General features: G+C 53.4%; 13 protein-coding genes. 11 read left to right on the top strand and 2 right to left on the bottom strand.

Annotated elements, in window-relative coordinates; all coding sequences use genetic code 11:
• The first annotated feature begins 307 nt into the window (after positions 1-307).
• The 3 genes from NST26_RS28335 to NST26_RS28325 all read left to right on the top strand — a co-directional run bounded on the left by NST26_RS28335 (position 308) and on the right by NST26_RS28325 (position 3,742).
• Complete coding sequence (locus NST26_RS28335; protein ID WP_339311620.1) at positions 308-2,275, top strand: heavy metal translocating P-type ATPase; 1,968 nt, start codon at positions 308-310, stop codon at positions 2,273-2,275.
• 205 nt (positions 2,276-2,480) lie between these two features.
• A complete protein-coding gene (gene trxB / locus NST26_RS28330) occupies positions 2,481-3,422 on the top strand; it encodes a thioredoxin-disulfide reductase (protein WP_340957931.1) in 942 nt (313 codons plus the stop codon).
• A gap of 83 nt (positions 3,423-3,505) precedes the next feature.
• Positions 3,506-3,742 (top strand): glutaredoxin family protein, encoded by a 237-nt coding sequence (locus NST26_RS28325; protein WP_036694922.1) that lies wholly within the window; start codon positions 3,506-3,508, stop codon positions 3,740-3,742.
• A gap of 179 nt (positions 3,743-3,921) precedes the next feature.
• Here NST26_RS28325 and NST26_RS28320 read toward each other — a convergent pair whose 3' ends face one another.
• Together NST26_RS28320 and NST26_RS28315 are read right to left on the bottom strand one after the other, a co-directional pair.
• Positions 3,922-4,116 carry a hypothetical protein gene (locus NST26_RS28320; RefSeq protein ID WP_036694925.1) on the bottom strand — a complete coding sequence of 65 codons (195 nt, stop codon included), beginning with the start codon at positions 4,114-4,116 and terminating at the stop codon, positions 3,922-3,924.
• 142 nt (positions 4,117-4,258) lie between these two features.
• Complete coding sequence (locus NST26_RS28315) at positions 4,259-5,419, bottom strand: ROK family transcriptional regulator (RefSeq protein ID WP_340957932.1); 1,161 nt, start codon at positions 5,417-5,419, stop codon at positions 4,259-4,261.
• A 367-nt stretch (positions 5,420-5,786) separates the two neighbouring features.
• Between NST26_RS28315 and xylA the strand changes: the two genes are divergently transcribed.
• The 8 genes from xylA (at position 5,787) to NST26_RS28275 (ending at position 19,618) form a co-directional block, all read left to right on the top strand.
• The gene (xylA, locus tag NST26_RS28310) at positions 5,787-7,106 is read left to right on the top strand and encodes a xylose isomerase (protein ID WP_036730361.1); all 1,320 of its coding nucleotides are present in this window, start codon (positions 5,787-5,789) and stop codon (positions 7,104-7,106) included.
• Between the two features lie 811 nt (positions 7,107-7,917).
• Positions 7,918-9,414 carry a xylulokinase gene (gene xylB, locus NST26_RS28305; RefSeq protein ID WP_340957933.1) on the top strand — a complete coding sequence of 499 codons (1,497 nt, stop codon included), beginning with the start codon at positions 7,918-7,920 and terminating at the stop codon, positions 9,412-9,414.
• Between the two features lie 220 nt (positions 9,415-9,634).
• Positions 9,635-11,188 carry a response regulator transcription factor gene (locus NST26_RS28300; protein WP_340980375.1) on the top strand — a complete coding sequence of 518 codons (1,554 nt, stop codon included), beginning with the start codon at positions 9,635-9,637 and terminating at the stop codon, positions 11,186-11,188.
• 199 nt (positions 11,189-11,387) lie between these two features.
• Positions 11,388-13,178: a sensor histidine kinase gene (locus NST26_RS28295; protein ID WP_339314982.1), complete on the top strand. Its 1,791-nt coding sequence runs from the start codon at positions 11,388-11,390 to the stop codon at positions 13,176-13,178.
• 114 nt (positions 13,179-13,292) lie between these two features.
• Positions 13,293-14,279: an ABC transporter permease gene (locus tag NST26_RS28290; protein ID WP_081751337.1), complete on the top strand. Its 987-nt coding sequence runs from the start codon at positions 13,293-13,295 to the stop codon at positions 14,277-14,279.
• Between the two features lie 14 nt (positions 14,280-14,293).
• Positions 14,294-15,193 carry a carbohydrate ABC transporter permease gene (locus NST26_RS28285; protein ID WP_340957935.1) on the top strand — a complete coding sequence of 300 codons (900 nt, stop codon included), beginning with the start codon at positions 14,294-14,296 and terminating at the stop codon, positions 15,191-15,193.
• Positions 15,194-15,385: 192 nt separating this feature from the next.
• Positions 15,386-17,128 carry an ABC transporter substrate-binding protein gene (locus tag NST26_RS28280; RefSeq protein WP_340957936.1) on the top strand — a complete coding sequence of 581 codons (1,743 nt, stop codon included), beginning with the start codon at positions 15,386-15,388 and terminating at the stop codon, positions 17,126-17,128.
• Between the two features lie 108 nt (positions 17,129-17,236).
• Positions 17,237-19,618 carry a glycoside hydrolase family 95 protein gene (locus NST26_RS28275; RefSeq protein ID WP_340957937.1) on the top strand — a complete coding sequence of 794 codons (2,382 nt, stop codon included), beginning with the start codon at positions 17,237-17,239 and terminating at the stop codon, positions 19,616-19,618.
• The last annotated feature ends 109 nt before the right edge of the window (positions 19,619-19,727 follow it).

The raw sequence follows: 19,727 nt of genomic DNA, 5'->3' as shown, positions 1-19,727 counted from the left end.
TTAGTGTTCAACGACAGCCGGTTGATGCAACCCCCTCTTTCCCAAAAATCAGGCTTGCCCCCGGGTTTACTTTTACGCCTGGCGTGGTATAGTATAGTTATAAGTTGCGCGAAGGAAATATAGTTGCTCTATTGCAACAATGATTATCATTCTCATTTATCTTTCAGTCATTATCCTCAACTACCATACCCATTCAACATGCTGTCCCGGCGATGCCGGGGCAGCATGTGTCATTTTAAGGGTGTTAATAATGGCTCTCATTCTCAAGTGTGCGCTTAACCAAAACCATTCAGGAAGGTGATTGTTCATGCAAGCAACCTCGAAATCAATGCCCAAATCTATAGCGCGTCAAGGAGGGGCGCAGCAGCCCCGCACTCCGGGACCGCGCCGCTTCGATCCGCTGGCGATGCTCAGCAACTCCGAAATGCAGGCCGCTCTGGGGAGCGGGCTGATTATGCTCGTAGCCTGGGCTACCAGCGGCTGGTCGGAGGTCTTATCCGTTATCCTCTATGTGATCTCTTATACACTGGGCGGCTGGATGAAGGCGAAAGAAGGCGTGGAGACGCTGGTCAAGGAGCGTGACCTGGATGTCAACCTGCTGATGATCGCTGCAGCGCTGGGTGCCGCCTCCATCGGGTACTGGAATGAAGGGGCGATGCTGATTTTCATCTTTGCCCTGAGCGGAGCGTTGGAGAGCTACACCATGGAGCGCAGCAAAAAGGACATCTCCGCTCTGCTGGCCCTCAAGCCTGCTACTGCGGTCCGGATTGAGCAGGGGGCGATGAGTGAGGTAACGATTGATGAGCTCATGCTCGGAGATCTGCTGCTGATCCGTCCGGGTGAACTGATTCCCGCTGATGGCAAGGTATGCCGGGGGGAATCATCTGTGAATCAGGCCTCCATCACGGGAGAATCGCTTCCCGTAGACAAAGCTGCCGGCAGTGAAGTATTCGCCGGTACCGTTAATGGAGAAGGCCCCCTCTATATAGAAGTGACGAAGACGGCCGAGAATACGCTGTTCGCCAAAATCATCCGCATGGTGGAAGAGGCGGAGAACGAAGTGCCGGATTCGCAGCGTTTTATCAAACGGCTTGAATCCGTATATGCCCGAGTTGTCGTGGCTGCCACGGTCCTGCTGATCACCTTGCCGCCGTTTGTGCTGGACTGGAGCTGGAGCAATACGTTCTACAAGGCAATGGTCTTCCTGGTCGTGGCTTCCCCGTGTGCGCTGGTATCCTCCATCATGCCCGCCATGCTGTCGGCCATCTCCAAGAGCGCCCGCAAAGGCATCCTGTTCAAAGGCGGGGTACATCTGGAGAATATGGCACGGACCTCGGTCGTTGCTTTTGACAAAACGGGTACCCTGACGGAAGGCATCCCGCAGGTCACGGACTTCATCGCCGGAGAAGGCTATGTGCGGGAAGAGCTGCTGGCCGTGAGCGCCTCTATTGAGAAGCTGTCGGGGCATCCGCTGGCAGAGGCCATTGTCGCGCTGGCGGAAGCGGAACAGATCGGACTGCGGGATATTGAAGAGAGCCAGTCGGTCACCGGCTGGGGAATTGAAGGCGTCATCGACGGCCAGTTGTGGCGGATCGGCAAGTCGAATCTGCTGGATGAAGCGGAAGGGGCGGCTGCCGGGGCGGATACGGACCATTGGAAGGCTCTGCGCAGCAGGCTGGAACAGGAAGGCAAAACGGTATCGCTGATCCTTTCCGGAGAGACCATTGCCGGAATGATTGCCCTGCAGGACACTGTGCGCCCGCAGGCGGCGGCTGCCGTGCGCAAGCTGCATGATCTGGGGATCAAGGTAGCGATGCTGACCGGTGACCGCGAGGCTACAGCCCGGGTCATTGCGGGTGAGAGCGGCGTAGATCTCGTGTTCGCCGGGCTTTTGCCGGAAGATAAGGTATCACACATCAAGGCGCTGCGGGAGCAATACGGTCATGTTATCATGGTAGGCGACGGGGTGAATGATGCACCTGCGCTCGCAACCGCAACAGTTGGCATGGGCATGGGGATGAAGGGCAGCGGGGCTGCCCTGGAGATTGCTGATGTGGTGCTGATGAATGACAACATTGAGGAGATTGCCGGGACGATTGCCCTGGCGCGCCGGACGCAGCGGATTGTGAAGCAGAATATGATTTTTGCCGTAACGGTCATTGCCGCCTTGATGATCAGCAACTTTGTGCAGGGGATTGCGCTGCCGTTCGGGGTGGTCGGGCATGAGGGAAGTACGATTCTCGTTATCCTTAACGGTTTGCGTCTGCTGCGTTAGAGGCCGGTACAATGGAGGGAGCAGCTGAATAGGTGCGCCCGCTTATTTTAAATTGCTTAAAATTGAATTGTTCACAAAATGGAGCGTTTACAACGGGTCTGGCATATTGACAACTCCCCTTGAGGTGATCATAATAAATACTAGATTATAATTATTTTAAATAAGGAATGGCGTCTTTTCCGTCCATCTCAAGGGGGATATCATCATGTACAAATCAATTATTGTCGGTACTGGACCGGCCGGATTGACAGCTGCTATATATTTGGCCCGTGCGAACCTGAACCCGCTCGTTATCGAAGGTCCGCAGCCAGGCGGACAGCTTACAACTACAACGGAGATCGAGAACTTCCCGGGATTCCCGGAAGGCATTCTGGGTCCCGATCTGATGGATAATATGCGCAAGCAGGCTGAGCGATTCGGCGCACAGTTCGTGACCGGCTGGGTGAACAGCGTGGAGCTGGGCGACCGTCCGTTCAAGCTTAACGTGGAAGGTATGGGCACACTGATTACGGATACGCTGATTATCTCCACGGGTGCCACAGCCAAGTATCTCGGAATTCCCGGGGAACAGGATAATATTGGCCGCGGGGTCAGCACTTGTGCTACCTGTGACGGATTTTTCTTCCGCGGCAAAGAGATCGTGGTGGTCGGCGGCGGCGATTCCGCGCTTGAAGAAGCGGGCTTCCTGACACGCTTTGCATCCAAGGTAACCCTGGTGCACCGCCGTGAAGAGCTGCGGGCCTCGAAGATTATGCAGGATCGTGTCCGTGATAACGCCAAAGTGACCTGGGGACTGAACCGCACCCCTGTTGAAGTGATTGCCGGAGACAAGGGCGTAACCGGGCTGAAGGTTGTCAACAACGAGACTGGCGAAGAAGAGTTCATTGAAGCCAGCGGCGTATTCGTGGCGGTCGGCCATCATCCGAATACGGCATTCCTGGGCGGACAGATCACTACGGATGCCAACGGTTATATCGTATCGAATCCCGGCACCTCCGAGACGAACATTCCCGGCGTATTCGCCTGCGGCGATGTGCAGGATACCCGTTACAGACAGGCCATTACGGCTGCAGGCAGCGGCTGTATGGCGGCTATGGATGCCGAGAAATATATCGAGAGCCTGGAGCACAGCGCGGTAATTATGTAAGTCTGGCATTTGGAGAAGCAGGGATTCCGGTGCTACAATAGAGCTCAGAGTCTAATACTTAGATACGAGGAGGAAATCATACTATGGAGAATGTAATTGTGTACACATCGACGAATTGCCCGCATTGCCGTCAGGTGAAAAGCTTCCTGAGCGATAAAGGGGTAGCCTACGAAGAACGCAACATCGAGCAGAATGAAGAGTACGCCCAGCAGGTGTGGGATATGGGCATGAGAGCTGTGCCGATTACGGTGATCGGGGATATGAAGATCGTCGGTATGAACAAGACCAAGTTCGACAAGGCTTTGGCTGCAACGGAATAATAGCCGGCAGTCCTGAAATATATAGAGCCGCTTCCCGGTGGGAGGCGGCTTTTTGCGGTGCATGCGGAGGAAAAACAACATTTAAATCTGCCCATTGGCCTGGCCTGCTTTAGCGAAAATGAACAATCTTAAATGCTGCTTCTCTACTTGCTTACGTCATTTCTGTCTGCTTGCAGGCCTCAGGTAAGAGACATGAACATCTGAAAGACAGCATAGACGGCAATGCCGCTGGCGATAAGGAGGAATCCCGATTTCTTCCGCGACTGGAACAGACGCAGGACACCGAGGCTGACGAGCGGAGCAATGATGAGCAGCAGCAGCAGCACTGCGATGAACATCTTCGCCGAAATATCAGACGTATCAACATAAGTCATGGATTCTCTCTCCATTTCAGAAAAAGGGGTGTGGTGACAAATGTCACACGAGTATCCTTATTATATAGGATAGCCACTCCTTATAGAGCAGGAAATGCAGAAAAAAATGCGGCGATTTTAAGAAATATAAGAATTTAAGGGTCTATAGGGTGACGCGGATGTTGCCCAGAAAATGCATCACCGCTGAAAAACCCGCTCCAATCATGGTTCCCCGGCTTCCCAGCCTGGAGAAGGTGATTTCGAGCTGCTGCTTGTGGTAGGGGAGGGTACGCTCAGCTACCACCCGGCGCAGCGGCTCGCCGAGCCACGGCTCCGCCTCCGATAGAGCGCCGCCGATCACGATCAGCTCAGGGTTGAAGCTGTTGATCAGATTGGTAACTCCGATCCCCAGATACTCTCCAATGGAGTTGAAATGGCTTAGCGTATCGGACTGCCCCTCAAGCGCATACTTGACCAGTCCGGTCGTTGTGCGGGCCGGGAGGGAGAGGCCGGGGTTATCATAGGTTTTCTCGGAGGCGTACAGCTCCCAGCAGCCCCGGCTGCCGCAGCTGCAAGGCTTGCCTTCCGCTTCAATCGTCATATGTCCGGTCTCACCCGCATAGCCGCGCGCGCCCTTGTACAACTCTCCGCCGATAATAATCCCCGACCCGATCCCCGAGCCTGCGCTGATATACAGCAGATGGCGCACATCGCGGGCCGCCCCGAAGTTCAGCTCACCCTGAGCCCCTGCGTTGGCCTCATTATCAATGGTGACTGGCACCGCGAAGGCGCTTTCCAGAATCGAACGCAGGTCTACCATCTCCCAGCCCAGGTTGGGCGCGAACAGGACAACGCCGTGCTCATCGACCATTCCCGGGACGCCGACACCAATGCCGACGAGTCCATAATGTGAAGGCGGGGCCGTAGCGATTAGCTCCGAAATCATCTGCTGCATCTGCCCGAGCACATAAGGGAAGTCGTGGTTCTCCAGCACACTGTCCCGTTCATGAAGAATGCCGCCCCCCAGGTTGCAGAGTACGGCCTTAAGCTGTTTCACGCGCAGCTCGATCCCGATCACACTTCCCGCCATTTCGTTAAAATGCAGCATCAGCGGCTTACGCCCGCCGCTGGATTCTCCGGGTCCAGCCTCGGTTACGAGCTGCTGCCCGCATAGCTCGGCTACCAGATTGGAGACGGTAGCTTTATTCAATCCTGTCACCTCGGACACCTTGGCCCGCGAGATGGGGGAATGCATACGGATGGTATGTAAAATAATCGATTTGTTTATTTTTTTGACCAGCGCCTGATCACCGGTAACTTTCAAGCAGCACACTTCCTTTTACAATATAAGAATTTATCAGTATAGAACCGAGTAGATTACTGGGCCCTTGCACAGGCGGGAGGAGGGTAGCTGTGAAGACGCTCTCCGCTGCGCGGGTATGCCCCCTAGTCTAGAATGAAGAGCGTAAAAATGCAACTATATCCGTTGGAGCTGGACGGTCCGAACGTTACATATTTTTAAATAACTGGAACTTATGAAGGTGAATATAAGCTCCGGTAGACACGCGAAACAGCGGGGAAAATAAAAATAAAAAAACTTTGTTTAACCAATATACAAAGTCAAAGAGATGTGTTAAGATGATGCTGTAAACGCTTGCGGGCGAAGCAAAATATCGAGGAGGATTTTACAAATGGCTTATTTTGAAACAGTGAGCAAGATCTCTTACGAGGGAAGCCGTTCCACCAACCCTTATGCATTCAAATTCTACAATCCTACAGAAATCGTAGCCGGCAAAACAATGGAAGAACACCTGAAATTTGCAATGGCTTACTGGCATACATTAACAGCTGGCGGTTCCGACCCGTTCGGCGCTGAAACTGCAGTCCGCGCTTGGGACAAACTGAGCACGCTGGACAAGGCTAAGGCCCGTGCAGAAGCAGCATTCGAATTCATGGAGAAGATGGACCTGCAGTACTACTGCTTCCATGATGTGGACATCGCTCCTGAAGGCGCGTCCCTGCGTGAATTCTACAGCAACATCGATACGATCGTAGACATCCTTGAACAAGGCATGAAGGCTTCCGGCAAAAAACTGCTGTGGAACACTGCCAACATGTTCACCAACCCGCGCTACATGCACGGTGCAGGCTCCACCTGCAACGCTGACGTATTCGCACACGCTGCTGCACAAGTGAAGAAAGGTCTGGAAGTGGGTAAACGTCTGGGCGCTGACAACTATGTATTCTGGGGCGGCCGTGAAGGTTATGAAACACTGCTGAACACCAATATGCAACTGGAGCAGGACAACATTGCCCGCCTGTTCAGTATGGCTGTAGATTATGCGAAGGAAATCGGCTTCGACGGCCAGTTCCTGATCGAGCCTAAGCCGAAAGAGCCTACCAAGCACCAGTATGACTTCGATGCAGCAACCTGCATCGCATTCCTGCAGAAGTACAACCTGGATAAGCACTTCAAGCTGAACCTTGAAGCGAACCATGCTACACTGGCTGGCCACACATTTGAGCACGAGCTGCACGTAGCCCGTATCAACGGTATGCTGGGATCACTCGATGCGAACCAGGGCGATCCATTGCTCGGCTGGGATACAGATGAATTCCCTGCAAGCATCTACGATGCTACACTGACTCTCTATGAAGTACTGAAGAACGATGGTCTGGGCAAAGGCGGAATCAACTTTGACTCCAAAGTACGCCGTCCTTCCTTCGAGCCTGAGGATCTGTTCCTGGCACATATCTCCGGTATGGACGTATACGCTAAGGGCCTGAAGGTAGCTGCTAAGCTGCTGGAAGACGGCGTATTCGAGAACTTCATCGCTGAGCGTTACAGCAGCTTCAACGAAGGCGTTGGCGCTGACATCGTATCCGGCAAAGCGACACTGGCTTCGCTGGCTGACTACGCGCTGAACAACGAGAGCCCGCGTCCGAACAAATCCGGACGTCAGGAACTGCTGAGAGCTACACTTAACCAGTACATCCTGACTGCTGAGTAAGACGCTGCCGGATTTGCGGGATTGCCCGCAGATTCATTAGAGAATACACGCAACGGGGGTTGCTGAAGAGAGCATTCTTCGGCAGCCCCTTTTTTAATACTGGAAATGCATTTTATACAACTAAATCATCTGATGTACCGCCGAATATCCGTTTAGTTGTAATTCATACAATTAAACTGCCTCCGTACCCGGGTTTTCGCCTATTCGGGCAGATTTAGTTGTACAAAGTACAGTTAGAAGAGGAGAATCTTTCGTTTCACTCTATTTAGATGTACAGAATACAACTACCACCGATTGGTTCGGTTCATACGCATCTTCATACATTACCTTGTTTATTGAATAAATTCACTTGTTTAGCTCTGATGCTCTACTAGGACTGTGTGAGTGTATTTAGTGCAGTAGAATGCTCTAATTTGGCTGCAAAATAGCATTCTGCTGTATTCCGTACAACAGATATTTGAGGATACCGTACAAAACAGCCTTTTCATGGAATTCTAGTGTACAAAGTGCAATTGCCTACGATTTTCCGCCGATTTAACGAGAATCTATTGCAGGAAATACAATCGCGGCCGCATCTTCAGTGGATTGAAACCGTTGGAACGGCTGATGCTTACGAAGCGAGTTTTGCTCGAAGAGAATACAGGATGCGGAACCCCGCAAAACTTAAGATTATGCTTACGAAGCGAGTTATATTGCGGAGATGTTCCAAGAGAAGTAATGCTTCATATAACTAAGCGTATGCTTACGAAGCGAGTTTTGCTCGAAGAGAATACAGGATGCGGAACCCCGCAAAACTTTTAGGAGGATAACTATGAAATATGTAATTGGCGTCGATCTTGGAACCAGCGCGGTAAAGACTGTACTGGTAGATCCTCAGGGCAAGGTGGCTTTTGAGCACTCTGAAGCGTATCCGCTCAGCAGACCCCAGCCGAACTGGAGTGAGCAGAACCCAGAGGATTGGGTGAAGGGAACCATTGCCAGTCTGAAGCGTCTGATGGAAGTATCGGGTGCAGAGCCTGGACAGATCGACGGTATCAGCTTCTCCGGCCAGATGCACGGGCTTGTGCTCGTTGACGGCGAAGGCAAGGCGCTGCGTCCCGCCATTCTATGGAATGATACACGTACGACTGCGGAATGCCGCAAAATTGAGAAGAAGCTCGGCAGCAAGCTGATCGATATCGCCAGAAACCGCGCGCTCGAAGGCTTCACACTTCCGAAGATTCTGTGGGTCCAGGAGCATGAGCCGGAGGTACTCGCGAAGGCTGAATTGTTCCTGCTGCCGAAGGATTATGTGCGCTACCACCTGACGGGTGACTACGCTATGGACTACTCTGACGCAGCCGGAACCCTGCTGCTCGACGTTGGCGCGAAGCAGTGGAGTGCGGAGATTGCCGGAGCGTTCGATCTGCCGGTCTCCCTCTGCCCGAGACTCGTGGAATCCTTCGAGCAGACAGGAACTCTGCTTCCGGCAGTTGCCGAAGCCTCCGGCCTGCTTCCTACCACCAAGGTGTTCGCCGGCGGGGCAGACAATGCCTGCGGCGCACTGGGTGCCGGCATTCTGGGTGAAGGCCGGACGATGTGCAGCATCGGGACTTCCGGTGTGGCATTGTCCTACGAGAGCAACAAGGATCTTAACCTCGAAGGCAAGGTGCATTTCTTCAACCACAGTGAGAAGGATGCCTTCTATATCATGGGTGTTACCCTGGCGGCAGGACACAGCCTGACTTGGTTCAAGGAGACCTTTGCGGCAGACAAGAGCTTCGACGAATTGTTGCAGGGAGTGAACGAAATCCCGGCTGGCAGCAGCGGTCTCTTGTTCACCCCTTACATCAGCGGGGAACGCACCCCGCACCCGGATGCGAGCATCCGCGGCAGCTTCATCGGTATGGATTCCGGACATACCCTGTCCCACTTTACCCGGGCTGTGCTGGAAGGCATCACGTTCTCGCTGCGTGAATCGATTGAGATTGTGCGTGAATCCGGCAAAGAGATTACCGAGGTCGTGGCGATCGGCGGCGGGGCCAAGAATGAAGCCTGGCTGCAGATGCAGGCTGATATCTTCGGCGCTACGATCATCAAGCTGGAGAGCGAGCAGGGTCCGGCTATGGGCGCAGCTATGCTGGCAGCCTATGGCGCAGGCTGGTTCGAGTCCCTAGGTGCATGTGCGGAAGCCTTCATCCGTCCGGCAGAGACCTATACCCCTAATGCAGATCAGGCGGCGCTATATGACGGGATCTTCGCTTTGTATCAGGATGTATACGGCCAGACCCGCGAACTGAATGAGAAGCTGGCTTCTTACCGTAAATAGAATATCCGCACGGAATGACTGCCATCCTGTAAAGGGTGGCAGCTTGTTTTCTTTAGGGTATAAGATCTATATAAGAAGACTATCTGGTGACAACAGCGGCCGGAAGTCCAAATGTTCACCGCAGTGACGACACTGCTTCAAGTACAATTTTAAGTGTTCCTTATTTAGTAAGATAAATTCCGGCTCGGAAGCTCGAGTACGGCATGAAGGGAGGCCCCAATTGATCAAAGTACTGATTGTGGATGATGAGCCCAAGCTGAGGGAAGGGATGCGCACCTTGATTCCCTGGGAGGAAGAGGGGTATACCGTGGTGGCGACAGCGGCTAACGGTTATGAAGCGCTGGACAAATTCCGTGAGCTGCAACCTGGACTTGTGATGGCGGATATCCGTATGCCGGGAATGACCGGACTGGAATTAATCGCTGAGCTGCGCAAGGAAAGTCCGGGCTGCCATGTGCTGATTCTGAGCGGCTATGCCGATTTTGAATATGCGAAGCAGGCTATTTCCTATCATATTGACGGATATTTACTCAAGCCGGTGGATGAGGAGGAGCTGATCAGCTATCTGCAGGAGCTGCGGGAGAAGATCAGCCTGGAGGAACGGATCAACGAATGGCAGGCTCTGGAGCCGGCAAGAACTACCGAGGTGCTGGTGCGGGAGCTGCTGCAGTCGAATTCGAAGGAAGGCGGGGAAGCCGCGGCTGAACTGGGCCTCACTGACAGCAGCTGCGAAGTGGTGCTGCTGGAATTGAAAGGGCTTAACAAGGGTGAGGATGCCCGCGAAGATGTGGTGAAGCGGCTGATGGAGCGGCATTGGCAGGAGCAGGAGGGGCACGGCTTCTTCTTCACCCTTCCCCCGTACATGGGAATTCTGCTGAAGGAGCCGCTCCCGGATGAACGCGCCCGGGCGGCGCTCTGGCAGGAGCTGCACCACCTGATCTCGAAGGAGGGGCTGGAGTTCGTGGCCGCAGCGGGCGGAGCAGCTGTCCGGCCGGAAGAGGCCGGAGAGTCCTTCGGGGCTGCGCGCGCCCGGCTGGAGGATGCCTTCTTCGGGCAGAAGAACACACTGCTCTGTGGAATGCCGGACCTGTGGGAGGAGCCTACACAAGGCGCGGTTGAACCGGAGGAGGAGCTGGACCCCGAGCGTGATATCGAGGTGCAGCTGCTGCTGGCAGTAGAGGCTGGCAGTAGCGAGGTAGCCAGGGAGCTTACGCTGCAGATTATCCGCAAGCTCGTGCATACCCAGCGGGACGAGACCTATATCAAGGACCAGCTGCTGCGGATTGTCAGCAGCACGATTGCCCGGCTGGAGGCAGCGAGTCCCGAGCTGCGCCCGCTGATTGCCGGACAAGCCTCGCCGATGGGCGAGGTCTACAGCAGCAGATACCTGCATGATGCAGAGCGGCTGGTGTCGGGCTATATGGAGCAGCTCTCCAGGCTGACGGGCAGCGGAAGCGGACGCGGCGATGAGATTAAGCGGATCACGGATCTGATCCAGCGCCGGTATAAGGAGAATTTGAAGCTGGGCACACTTGCGGAGATTTTTAACTACAATAGCGCCTACTTGGGTAAAATGTTCAAGAACCAGGTGGGCGAGCACTTCAACACATATCTGGATAAGGTGCGGATCGAGAAGGCCAAGCAGCTGCTGACCCAGGGCATGAAGGTCTATGAGGTGGCCGAGCAGGTCGGGTACATGAACTCTGATTACTTCAATGCCAAATTCCGCAAATATGTCGGCGTCTCCCCAAGCGCATACCGCAAGGAGAACTAAATTTATATAAGAAGCGCGAAAGCACTTAACGAAAAGCAAAAAGAAGCGGAGGGGAAATTTGGAACTGTAGGTCGCGGCAAGCTTGCAGAGATTCAGGTATGAGGCTTATGATATACAGGCTGTTCCCCTTCTTGCAGAAGATCCGGGAGCAGCCTGTTTGTATAGAGAGGGGGAGATTGATATCAAGAAGCTGGTGCGGATGGTCAATAACATGAAGCTGAAATACAAGCTGATCTTCTTTTATATCATAGTGGTGATGATTCCCGTGCTGATTGCAGGGGTGATTCTGACAAATTATTTTCGGGAGGGAGCCTTGAACAGAGCGATAGATCAGGCCACCAACAACGTGGAAAAGATCAAAAGCCAGTTGTACAGCAAGCTGCGGGTCCCCACAGATATTTCGAATCTGCTCTATTTCGATGAGGATCTGGAGCGGCTGGTCAATACGCATTATCCGAGTATTCTGGAGCTGACCAAGGCCTACCTGAATTATACCGACCTCAAGGAATATGTGCTGCGGTACCGGGAGATCTCCAATATCCGCTTTTTCATCGATAATCCCACACTGGTGGACGATATGTCCATCGCGCCGGTAACGCCGGAGATCCGTACGAGAAACTGGTATACACAGGCTATGCAGAACAATCAGATCTACTGGATGTATATCCACGACAAGGACCCTTATATCAACAGCCCCAAAGGGACCATCAACAAGCTGAGTCTGATCCGCCAGGTTCCCTACCCTGAATACAGCAAGTCAGGAATTCTGATGGTGCAGGTGAATCAGGATGAGCTGAACCAGATGCTGCACCAGGAGCCGTTCGAGACGATCATTATTGATGAGCAGGGCTATATTGTATCCGCCAAAAACCCGCAGCTGGTAGGCAGCACGGTGGATGCTTTTGACATTGGAATTGATGTGCAGGCGCAGTCCAAGGGCGTGTTCACAACGCAGGTGAAGGACAAGGATTCCTACGTTATCATCGATGAAATGATCCCTGAGCTGAGTGTCAGCAAGCTGAAGATTATCTCGGTGTTCGAGACCAAAAGCATTCTGAGCGATGCCAACAAGGTGAGTCAGCTGGGTCTGTTCATCGTAATCGGGGTGCTGCTGGTTGCGCTTGTACTGGTATACACCATCTCGCTGCTGACGAGCAACCGGCTGCTGCGGCTGAGCCGCCAGCTCAATCAAGTCGCCCTCGGGAACCTGAACATCGTCTCCCACATTGATGGAACAGACGAGATCGGCCAGCTGTCGCGCCAGTTCAACTACATGGTAGCCAGCATCAACCAGCTGATTACCCAGGTGATAGAGAGCAATGAGAAGAACAGTACGCTGGAGATCGCGCAGCGGGAGATTAAGCTGAAGATGATGGCCAGCCAGATTCATCCGCATTTTCTGTTCAACGCGCTGGAGTCGATCCGGATGAACGCCCATCTGCGGGGAGAGAGGGAGATCGCCAATATTGTCCGGCTGCTGGGCAAGCTGATGCGCAAGAACCTGGAAGTAGGCCGGGAGAGAGCGCCGATCAAGGAAGAGATTGAGATGATCCGCTCCTATCTGGAGATTCAGAAGTTCCGGTACGAGGACAGGCTGGAGTATGAGATTGCCTTCGATCCCGCCGCCGCTGAGGTGATGATTCCGCCGCTGATTATCCAGCCGCTGGTGGAGAATTCCGTCGTTCACGGTCTGGAGAACAAGGAAGGTACGGTGCATGTCAGCATCGCCGTCACTCTCACGGAGAATCAGGAGATTCAGGTCATTGTAATGGATGACGGGATCGGCATGACGGAAGATCGGTTGGCTGCGATTATGGAGGTCATCACCAAGGCGGAGGAAGAGGAGCAGGGCCGGATCGGGCTGCGCAATGTGCAGCAGAGACTGACTCTGTATTACGGAGCGGAGCACGGGCTGAACATCTCAAGCCGGGAGGGAGAGGGGACCCGGATTACATTTTCAATCCCTAAGGACAGTGGTTTGAAGGCTTAAGGGGATACAGGCGGGGAGAATGTCTAATTTCTATAGGTTTTTACGTGAAATCTGTTGGGTATTCTCGCCCCCGGCGCTGGGATAAGATAAAGCTATCAAAGCGAAGGGGGAATAATGATCGTGAAAGCGCTCACTGAAAGCGGTGTTACAGCAAATGAAAGCGTAACCCCCCGCCCACCTGCGAAACGGAATAGTGGATTTTGGAAAAGCGTACTCCAGCAAAAGTACTTATACCTGATGTCCCTTCCATTCGTAATCTGGGTATTTATATTCAGCTATGTGCCTATATGGGGATGGCTAATGGCCTTCCAGAATTATAAGCCGGTCAGGTCGTTCAGCGAGCAGAAATGGGTCGGACTGGACAACTTCAGGGAGCTGTTCCAGGATGAACGCTTCTACCTCGTATTAAGAAATACACTGGCGATGAGCATGCTGGGACTGATCTTCGGCTTCGTGGTTCCTATCCTGTTCGCCGTGATGCTCAACGAGCTGCGCGGGAACGTCTTCAAGAGATCGGTTCAGACGATATCTTACCTGCCCCACTTTGTATCCTGGGTCGTTGTAGGCGGGATTGTCTACAAGACGCTTGCCATCGATGGAGGGATCGTGAACGATCTGCTGCTCTGGATGAATGTGATTGATGAGCCGATTCAGTTCATGGCCAAAGGGAAATACTTCTGGGGAGTCTTAACGGCTGCTGACATTTGGAAGGAAACGGGCTGGAACGCGATCATCTATCTGGCAGCGATTACAGGCATTGATAAAGAGCTGTATGAAGCGGCCAAAGTCGATGGTGCAGGACGGGTCAAGCAGATGTTCAATATTACGCTGCCGGGTATCCGCACAACGGTGATGGTGCTGCTGATTATGAATATCGGCCATCTGGTCGGTATCGGCTTCGAGAAGCAATTCCAGCTGCAGAACAACATGGTTACCGATTATTCGGAAGTGCTGGATTTGTATGCGCTTAAATACGGGATACAGATTGGACGGTTCTCCTACGGTACCGCGATAAGCATGTTCACCTCGGTAGTCAGTGTCATCCTGCTGTTCACCGCTAACGGTCTGATGAAGAAATTTGCCAAAGAAAGCATTATGTAAGGAGGGGATCATCCATGGGTGGCAAAGCATTCCAAATGTCAAAAGGTGAACGTGTCTTCGATGTTTTTCTCTACATCGCTCTAATCCTGATTATGATTGTGACGTTATATCCCTTTCTGAACGTGCTGGCGATTTCCTTCAATGAATCTACAGATACGGTCCGGGGCGGCATCTATATCTTCCCGCGGGTCTGGACTCTGGAGAATTACCAGCGGATCTTCAGCTATACGGGGCTGATTCAAGGCTTCAAAATATCGATTCTGCGTACCCTTTCCGGGACTCTTCTGGGGCTGATCAGTGCTTCCATGCTGGCCTTTACCCTCAGCCGTCCGGAGTTCAGAGCCAGAAGATTCGTCTCGGTATTCCTGGCCCTGACCATGTATTTCTCCGGCGGTATGGTGCCGATGTACATTCTCATGAAGGACCTGAATCTGATCGGAACGTTCTGGATCTACATCCTGCCGGGTATGGTATCCGCGTTCAACGTGTTCATTATCCGCTCTTTCATGGACGGCCTGCCGTTTGCCCTGCAGGAATCCGCTAAGCTGGATGGGGCGAATGACTTTATGATTTTCTACAAAATCATTCTTCCGCTCTGTAAGCCGGTGCTGGCAACCATCGCCTTGTTCCTGGCCGTGGGGCAATGGAATGAGTGGTTCACTACCTATCTCTACAACGGCAACAAGCCGCATCTGACTACGCTGCAGTTCGAGCTGATGAAGGTCCTGTCTTCGACCAATCAGGGCAGCGGAATGGCAAATGCGAATGATATGGCCAGACAGATGGCGCAGATTTCACCGGAGTCGATCAAGATGGCGATTACCATTGTCGTAACGGTGCCGATTCTCGTGGTCTATCCGTTCCTGCAAAAGTATTTTGTCGGCGGGATGACGCTGGGTGCAGTCAAGGCTTAGGCCTTAACCCAGAGCGACAAGGGGAGAAGCTGCCGGGTTCAGTGCAGAGCCGGGCAGCTAACCCGCTTAGGGTAAAGTGTTAATTAGTGGTAATTTATATTTATAGTAGTTTTGCAAGCGTTCACAATGGTATATTCAGGTCTCACCTGATATGCATAGAGGCAACATATTAAGATACAAGGGGGATACACAATGAACCGCAAGAGTACCAAGACGATCTTCACACTCCTGCTGATGAGCTCAATGCTGATCGCCGGTTGTGGAGGCAACGGCAATAATGCAGCCAACAATACGACGCCTAACAACTCAGGAACAACACCTGATGCTACTGCCGCAGCAGATGATACCGCTCTAGATACCTCACCGGCTACATTCACCTTCTTCGGAGCGGATGCCAGCCCGAACTGGAACAAGATGCAGGATGATGTCGGTAAAGCCATTACGGAAAAGACAGGCGTCACCCTTGAAGCTGAATTCGATGTAGGCAGCGGCGGCGGCGACCAGAAGATTGCGATGATGGCGGCGAGCGGCGACGTTCCTGATATTATTTTCGCTAAAGGAAGTCTGAGTACCCTGGTGGATGCCGGTCTGATCCTTGATATGACGGACCTGATTGACAAATATGGCCCCAACCTCAAGAAAGTCTACGGCGAGAATATGAACCGTCTGAAGTACAGCCTGGACGACCAGAGTATCTATCAGATTCCTACGAATATGGGTGTCGGCCAGAAATCCTTCGATGCCACAGGCGGATTTGAAATCCAGCATCGTGTACTCAAAGAGCTTGGCTATCCGAAAGTGCGGACTGTAGCTGATTTTGAAAAGGTGCTTAAGGATTATGTCGCTCTGCATCCGGAAACCGATGGACAGCCTACCATTCCGCTGACGCTGAACGCTGATGACTGGAAGATTATGATCACCGTGACGAACCCGGCCTTCACTACAACCGGTGCACCGGATGATGGTGAATATTATGTGGACCCTGAGACCTTCGAAGCGAAGCTTCACTACAAACGCGCCGAAGAAAAGGAATATTTCCGCTGGCTGAACGGTATGTACAATCAAGGCCTGCTCGACAAGGATACCTTCGTACAAAAGGATGACCAATACAAAGCGAAAGTGGCCAGCGGCCGTGTACTCGGTCTGATCTCCCAGGAATGGGAATACTCCGACGGTGAGAATGCCCTGAAGGCTGCCGGCAAAGACGAGTATACCTATGGACACTTCCCTGTAACCCTGACCGAAGAGTATAAGGACCATTCCTTCATGCAGACCGGTATCGACGGCTACGGCATTGCGATTACTACGGCAGCCAAAGATCCTGAGCGGATCATCAAATGGCTGGACTGGATGTCCTCCGATGAAGGCCAGATCCTGAGAACCTGGGGGATTAAAGACAAGCACTATACTGTGGATGCGAATGGCAAGCGCGAGGTTCTGCCTGAGATCCGTGACGGCTTAGCAAACGATACGGCGAACACCCAAAAAACAACCGGGATCGGCCAGTACCTGATCTTCGGTGCACGGTATGGCGACGGCGTGAAGGATTCAACAGACAACTATTACACCACAAGCTTCCCTGAGCAGATTGTTGCTTCGTACTCCGAAGCTGAGAAGGAGTCCCTTGCCGGATATAAGGCGACTACCTGGAAGGACCTGTTCCCGAAAGAGGATGAATTCCCTGTAAAAGAAACAGGTGCTCTGTACAACCTGCCGGTTCCGACAGACGGTAAATATCAGGTCATCTTCAAAAAGACCCAGGATATCGTACGTAAACGTATCCCGGAAGCGATTCTGTCCAAACCGGCTGATTTCGATAAAGTCTATGACGCCTTCCTGGCCGAGCTGGACAAAGCCGGTGCCCAGGATATGGAAAAAGAATTCACTGAGCTGGTGAAGAAGAGAGTATCCCTGTGGACAGGCAAAAATCTGTAAATCCTAATGGGATGTAGCATGATCCAGAGTACAGCAGAAAGCAGAAGGCCCGACTTAGGTCAGGGCCTTTTGCTGTATTCAGAACTTAGTAGGAAGGGTGAGGAGAACATGGAAACTAAACAAAATACATCCGCATGGAAGCTCAGATACCGTCAGCCCGCAGCTGTCTGGGAAGAGGCGCTGCCGCTCGGGAACGGGCATATGGGGGCTATGGTATTCGGCGGTACGGATAAAGAGCTGATCTCGCTGAATGAGGATACCTTATGGTCCGGGTTCCCCCGGGATACCAATAATTACGAAGCGCTCAGGTATTTGAAAAGAACCCGGGAGCTAATCGCTGCAGGCCAGTATGGGGAGGCCGAGGATATGGTGAATGCCCATATGCTGGGGGTCAACGCCCAGGCCTATATGCCGCTCGGGGACCTGATTCTTAAGCAGCCGGGCGCAGAGAATTGTACGGCCTATGAAAGAGAGCTGGATCTGGATAACGGAGTTGCCAGAGTGACCTATCAGACCGGGCAGGGAGCCTTCACCCGTGAAGTATTTATCAGTACCCCGGACCAGGTCGGAGTCGTGCATCTGACAAGCGATCAGCCGGGGGGAATTCAGCTAGAACTGGAACTGGACAGCCAATTACAGCATAGCGTTAGCCCAGGGGAGGGAGACAGGCTGGTAATGAAGGGGCGCTGCCCCTCGCATATTGCCGACAATTACCACCAGGATCATCCGCTCGCGGTGCTCTATGAGGAGGGACTTGGAGTAGCATTCGAACTGCACCTGCATGTACAGGTAACCGGGGGGAGTATCCGGCATTCCGCAGGCAAGCTCGTGATCACCGGAGCAGATCGTGTACTGCTACTGCTGGCTGCCGGAACGGACTATGAGGAGGTGCGGTCCAGAGCAAGCCATAGATCCGCTGCGTCAGCACCGTATTCCGCAGCTAGGATAAGTCCGGCGGAGCTGTGCGCGAGCAGATTAAGCGCTGCGGCCGGTAAGACTTATGAGGAGCTGTACGCACGCCACGTTGCAGATCATCAGGCGATCTTCCGCCGGATGGATCTGGAGCTTGGCGGTCACGAGGCGGATGAGCGGCCCACCGATGAACGTCTGGCCGCATATCAGCAGGGGGCAGAAGACCCGGCGCTGGAGGCCCTATTGTTCCAATATGGCCGCTATCTGCTGATGGGCAGCTCACGGGCTGGAACACAGGCAGCGAATCTGCAGGGGATATGGAATGCCCATGTTCAGCCGCCATGGAACAGCAATTACACGACCAATATCAACACGCAGATGAACTACTGGCTGGCGGAGGTCTGCAATCTCAGCGAATGTCATGAGCCGCTCCTTGAGCTGATTAAGGAGCTTAGTGAGACCGGGGCCAGAACCGCGGCTATTCATTACGGGGCACGCGGCTGGGTAGCCCATCATAATGTGGATCTGTGGAGGGCTTCCACACCGTCCGGCGGAGATGCCAGCTGGGCCTTCTGGCCCATGGGCGGCGTGTGGCTATGCCGTCACCTGTGGGAGCATTACGAATTCAACCCGGATATGAAGGTTTTGAGTGAGACCGCTTATCCGCTAATGAAAGGAGCTGCTCTCTTCTGCCTGGATTGGCTGGTGGAAGGACCGGAGGGGTGGCTCGTTACCAGTCCGTCTACTTCGCCGGAGAACCGGTTCATCACGGAGGACGGCAGAGCTTGCAGTATCTCTATGGGTTCGGCCATGGATATGAGCCTGATCGCTGAGCTGATGCAGCATTGCCTGGAGGCTGCGTGTATTCTTGGCGTGGACGCTGAATTTCAGGAGGAGCTGGAGCAGACACTCACCCGGCTGTCTCCGCTGAGGATTAGCAAGGATGGACGGGTGCAGGAATGGCTCTATGACTTCGCTGAAGCCGAGCCAGGGCACCGCCATGTCTCCCATCTGTACAGCCTGTATCCGGGCAGCCGGATTAACAGGCGGGACACGCCGGAGCTGCTGGAAGCCAGCCGCTTAACGCTGGAGCAGCGGGTTGCTTCCGGCGGGGGGCATACCGGCTGGAGCTGTGCTTGGCTGATTAACCTCTATGCCCGGCTCGCAGACGGCGATGCGGCTTACGGCTATGTGCGCACGCTGCTAACCCGCTCCGTCTATCCCAACCTGTTCGACGCGCATCCGCCGTTTCAGATTGACGGTAATTTCGGCGCGGCCGCCGGCATCGCAGAGATGCTGCTTCATAGTCATCTCGGGGAGCTTACACTGCTTCCGGCGCTGCCTGGAGCCTGGAAGAATGGCCGCATCCGGGGTCTTAAGGCGCGCGGCGGGTATGAGGTGGACCTCGAATGGCGGGCCGGAGTTCTGGTATACGCGCGGATTACAGTGAAGTGCGATGGGATGCTGCGGCTCAGTTATGCGCAGGCACTGAAGCTGCTGCTTGCGGACGGCAGCGCTCAGGCACTGAATGGTGCGTTTGAGGTTAAGGCTGGCGGGATTTACTCGGTGGGGGTGTGATGATTAGGAGAATTGAAGGAAAAATGGAAAACTATAAATCTAATGGGAAATAAACCCGATAATATAGGAGGTAACCTGTATAACTGAGGGATATTTATTGGTTTAAGTG

It is taken from the genome of Paenibacillus sp. FSL R7-0128 (assembly GCF_038002245.1).
In the GTDB taxonomy this organism is placed as follows: domain Bacteria; phylum Bacillota; class Bacilli; order Paenibacillales; family Paenibacillaceae; genus Paenibacillus_AQ; species Paenibacillus_AQ silagei.
This window is presented reverse-complemented; position numbering and strand designations above follow the sequence as displayed.

What these genes read in the sequence shown, in the direction of transcription:
- xylA (WP_036730361.1), top strand. Translation starts at nt 5,787, where the DNA reads ATGGCTTATTTTGAAACAGTGAGCAAGATCTCTTACGAGGGAAGCCGT.
- NST26_RS28325 (WP_036694922.1), top strand. Translation starts at nt 3,506, where the DNA reads ATGGAGAATGTAATTGTGTACACATCGACGAATTGCCCGCATTGCCGT.
- NST26_RS28280 (WP_340957936.1), top strand. Translation starts at nt 15,386, where the DNA reads ATGAACCGCAAGAGTACCAAGACGATCTTCACACTCCTGCTGATGAGC.
- NST26_RS28295 (WP_339314982.1), top strand. Translation starts at nt 11,388, where the DNA reads ATGGTCAATAACATGAAGCTGAAATACAAGCTGATCTTCTTTTATATC.
- NST26_RS28290 (WP_081751337.1), top strand. Translation starts at nt 13,293, where the DNA reads ATGATCGTGAAAGCGCTCACTGAAAGCGGTGTTACAGCAAATGAAAGC.
- NST26_RS28275 (WP_340957937.1), top strand. Translation starts at nt 17,237, where the DNA reads ATGGAAACTAAACAAAATACATCCGCATGGAAGCTCAGATACCGTCAG.
- xylB (WP_340957933.1), top strand. Translation starts at nt 7,918, where the DNA reads ATGAAATATGTAATTGGCGTCGATCTTGGAACCAGCGCGGTAAAGACT.
- trxB (WP_340957931.1), top strand. Translation starts at nt 2,481, where the DNA reads ATGTACAAATCAATTATTGTCGGTACTGGACCGGCCGGATTGACAGCT.
- NST26_RS28320 (WP_036694925.1), bottom strand. Translation starts at nt 4,116, where the DNA reads ATGACTTATGTTGATACGTCTGATATTTCGGCGAAGATGTTCATCGCA.
- NST26_RS28335 (WP_339311620.1), top strand. Translation starts at nt 308, where the DNA reads ATGCAAGCAACCTCGAAATCAATGCCCAAATCTATAGCGCGTCAAGGA.
- NST26_RS28285 (WP_340957935.1), top strand. Translation starts at nt 14,294, where the DNA reads ATGGGTGGCAAAGCATTCCAAATGTCAAAAGGTGAACGTGTCTTCGAT.